At 59.2% G+C, this 4,000-nt stretch carries 3 protein-coding genes; all 3 read left to right on the top strand.

The genetic code is table 11. From position 1 onward, the window contains the following. The coding region (locus L284_RS39000) for an amino acid permease (RefSeq protein WP_052018422.1) at window positions 1-1,397 on the top strand (1,397 nt) is incomplete at its 5' end. A 316-nt stretch (window positions 1,398-1,713) separates the two neighbouring features. Next, complete coding sequence (tauD, locus tag L284_RS47515) at window positions 1,714-2,550, top strand: taurine dioxygenase (RefSeq protein ID WP_081674049.1); 837 nt, start codon at window positions 1,714-1,716, stop codon at window positions 2,548-2,550. A 151-nt stretch (window positions 2,551-2,701) separates the two neighbouring features. Continuing rightward, window positions 2,702-4,000 (top strand): amino acid permease (locus tag L284_RS38990; RefSeq protein WP_235054338.1); only part of this gene is annotated, 1,299 nt, incomplete at its 3' end.

Genomic DNA, 4,000 nt, shown 5'->3' with positions numbered 1-4,000 from the left:
CCGCGCAGATGGGGGTTGCCTTGATACACGATGTACCTGTTCTGGAGGCGCAGCCCGACCTGCGCCACACGCTCAAGCAAAGGCACATGACGATGATCGCGCTGGGGGGCGTGATCGGAGCGGGGCTGTTCGTTGGTAGCCGGGTAGTGATCCAGTCGGCCGGGCCGGCGGCCAGCATTTCGTTTCTGCTGACCGGGCTACTGGTCATTCTGGTCATGCGCATGCTGGGCGAACTGGCGACGGCGATGCCGACGATCGGTTCGTTCTACGAATATGCGCGGATCGCGTTGGGCGACATGGCGGGTTTCCTGACCGGCTGGATGTACTGGTATTTCTGGGTCATCGTCGTCGCGCTGGAGGCGATCGCGGGGGCGGACCTCATCCGCTTCTGGCTGCCCGAAGTGCCGCAATGGCTGCTGGCTCTGACGCTGATGCTGGCCCTGACCGTGAGCAACCTGTTCTCGGTCCGCTCGTATGGCGAGTTCGAGTTCTGGTTCGCCTCGATCAAGGTGGCCGCTATTGTCGTCTTTCTGGTGCTGGGCGGACTGTTCGTTGCGGGCATGTGGTTCACGCCGGGGCCGGGACTGGCCAATTTGACCGGACATGGCGGTTTTGCACCGAACGGCATCTTGCCGGTGCTGACCGGCGCGGTGGCTGCGACCGGGTTTTACTTCGGCGCTGAGATTGTCACCATCGCGGCCGCTGAAGCCGACGAGCCGGCCCGTGCGGTTGCCAAGGCGACCAATTCAGTGATCAGCCGGGTGCTACTGTTCTATGTCGGCTCCATCGTGCTGGTCGTGGCGATCATCCCGTGGAACTCGGCGACGATCGTCACGCCTTATGTCAGCGCCCTTTCCGCCATGAAAATCCCTGCGGCGGCGCAGATCATGAATGCGATCATCCTGACGGCCGTGCTCTCCGCGCTCAATTCCGGGCTCTATGCCTCCTCGCGCATGCTCTTCGCGCTGACCCGCAACGGCCATGCCCCGGCACTTCTGGCGCGGGTGAGCGGGAACGGCGTGCCGGTGGCGGCGACGCTGGCGGGGAGCGGCTTCGGCTTCGTCGCGGTGTTCATGTCCTATGTTTCGCCGGACACGGTCTTCGCGTTTCTGGTCAATTCCTATGGGACGGTTGCGCTCTTCGTCTATCTGCTGGTTGCCTTCTCGCAATTGCGCCTGCGTCGGCGGCTGGAGGCTGAAAACCCCGAGCGACTTGTCGTGCGGATGTGGCTGTTCCCTTGGCTGACTTACGTGGCGATTGCAGGGATGCTCGCGATCCTGGCCGCGATGGCGTTCATTCCCGATCAGCAGCTGCCGCTCTTGATGGGAGCGGGAAGCCTGGCGATCATCTCGTGCGGCTATGGTCTCGTCCGCAGGCGACAACCGCTGCGTGCATAGCGTTTTCGTCGATTTTCCATATTTCACGAGGACGTTCGCATGGCGGACGCCCGCACTTTCATTGCTTTCGCTCCATTCGAGGGCAATCGGTTATGGCGCTCGTCGATCTTCGATTTCGATACCAGCAAGCGCAAACGCACAATGTCAATCAATCTGGTTGACATTGTGCGTTTGCGCACTCATGAGGGCACGTCATTTACGCGCTTCTCCATGGACGAGTAGCAGTGTTGACCTATTGAAGAGTCAAGGAGGCGACCACGCCACGAGGCATTCTTCGTTCATCTTGCCAGCAAGATTGCCAACGGAATTTGCAAATATGCATCTAACTTTAAAAAAAATCTCTCCTGCCCTGGGTGCTGTGGTCGCAGGTATTGATCTCGCGCGGCCCTTAACCGAGCAGCTGCGCCTCGAACTCCTTAATAGTCTCGTGGAGCGCCAAGTTTTATTTTTCCGGGATCAGCATTTGACGCCCCAGCAGCATCGCGATTTTGCAGCGAAATTTGGCGACTTGCATATCCATCCAATTTATCCGCATGTCGCCGGCGTCAGAGAAATCATTGTTTTAGACACGCAGAAGATTGATCTGGCCGATAATGCAATTTGGCATACCGATGTAACATTCGCCGAAAAGCCGCCAATGGGTGCTATTCTGCGAGCGGAGAAACTTCCCGAGACGGGTGGCGATACATTGTGGTCGAGCGGCGCTGCAGCATATGCAGCGTTATCGCATCCCATGAGGGAGATGTTGGAAAAGCTTACAGCTACGCATGATTTCGTTAAATCGTTTCCTGTCGAGCGATTTGGGGGCGGAGCAGACGCTTACGCTAAATGGGAAAAGGCTCGGCTAGATAATCCGCCTGTGCGGCATCCAGTCATTCGCTCTCATCCGATTACTGGCGACAAGTCAATTTTTGTAAATGAAGGTTTTACTTCGTGCATCAATGAATTGTCCGGGCGAGAAAGTAAATTTTTACTTGAATTCCTGTTTCAGCATATAGCGAAGCCTGAATTTACGATTCGCTGGCAATGGCAAGTTGGGGATATTGCATTCTGGGATAACCGGTCGACCCAGCATTATGCCGTAGACGATTATAGGCCAAATCATCGTGTTATGCATCGAGCCACGATAATTGGGGATGTCCCTCGCGCATAGCCGTACCATCGTCGGTAAGAAAAACAGCTTCGCAGATTGGTCTCATTCAAGCCCGGCATTCCGTGGCGCCGGTCGTTAGCTTGCGCTCAGTGCTGACCGAACTCGCCGATTGATCGTCACGCAGGCGCGGTCCGCGCAGATGGGGGTTGCCTTGATACACGATGTACCTGTTCTGGAGGCGCAGCCCGACCTGCGCCACACGCTCAAGCAAAGGCACATGACGATGATCGCGCTGGGGGGCGTGATCGGAGCGGGGCTGTTCGTTGGTAGCCGGGTAGTGATCCAGTCGGCCGGGCCGGCGGCCAGCATTTCGTTTCTGCTGACCGGGCTACTGGTCATTCTGGTCATGCGCATGCTGGGCGAACTGGCGACGGCGATGCCGACGATCGGTTCGTTCTACGAATATGCGCGGATCGCGTTGGGCGACATGGCGGGTTTCCTGACCGGCTGGATGTACTGGTATTTCTGGGTCATCGTCGTCGCGCTGGAGGCGATCGCGGGGGCGGACCTCATCCGCTTCTGGCTGCCCGAAGTGCCGCAATGGCTGCTGGCTCTGACGCTGATGCTGGCCCTGACCGTGAGCAACCTGTTCTCGGTCCGCTCGTATGGCGAGTTCGAGTTCTGGTTCGCCTCGATCAAGGTGGCCGCTATTGTCGTCTTTCTGGTGCTGGGCGGACTGTTCGTTGCGGGCATGTGGTTCACGCCGGGGCCGGGACTGGCCAATTTGACCGGACATGGCGGTTTTGCACCGAACGGCATCTTGCCGGTGCTGACCGGCGCGGTGGCTGCGACCGGGTTTTACTTCGGCGCTGAGATTGTCACCATCGCGGCCGCTGAAGCCGACGAGCCGGCCCGTGCGGTTGCCAAGGCGACCAATTCAGTGATCAGCCGGGTGCTACTGTTCTATGTCGGCTCCATCGTGCTGGTCGTGGCGATCATCCCGTGGAACTCGGCGACGATCGTCACGCCTTATGTCAGCGCCCTTTCCGCCATGAAAATCCCTGCGGCGGCGCAGATCATGAATGCGATCATCCTGACGGCCGTGCTCTCCGCGCTCAATTCCGGGCTCTATGCCTCCTCGCGCATGCTCTTCGCGCTGACCCGCAACGGCCATGCCCCGGCACTTCTGGCGCGGGTGAGCGGGAACGGCGTGCCGGTGGCGGCGACGCTGGCGGGGAGCGGCTTCGGCTTCGTCGCGGTGTTCATGTCCTATGTTTCGCCGGACACGGTCTTCGCGTTTCTGGTCAATTCCTATGGGACGGTTGCGCTCTTCGTCTATCTGCTGGTTGCCTTCTCGCAATTGCGCCTGCGTCGGCGGCTGGAGGCTGAAAACCCCGAGCGACTTGTCGTGCGGATGTGGCTGTTCCCTTGGCTGACTTACGTGGCGATTGCAGGGATGCTCGCGATCCTGGCCGCGATGGCGTTCATTCCCGATCAGCAGCTGCCGCTC

Source organism: Novosphingobium lindaniclasticum LE124 (assembly GCF_000445125.1).
GTDB classification, from domain to species: Bacteria; Pseudomonadota; Alphaproteobacteria; order Sphingomonadales; family Sphingomonadaceae; genus Novosphingobium; species Novosphingobium lindaniclasticum.
This window is presented reverse-complemented; position numbering and strand designations above follow the sequence as displayed.

Coding starts and splice junctions, on each gene's coding strand:
- tauD (WP_081674049.1), top strand. CDS start 1,714: ATGCATCTAACTTTAAAAAAAATCTCTCCTGCCCTGGGTGCTGTGGTC.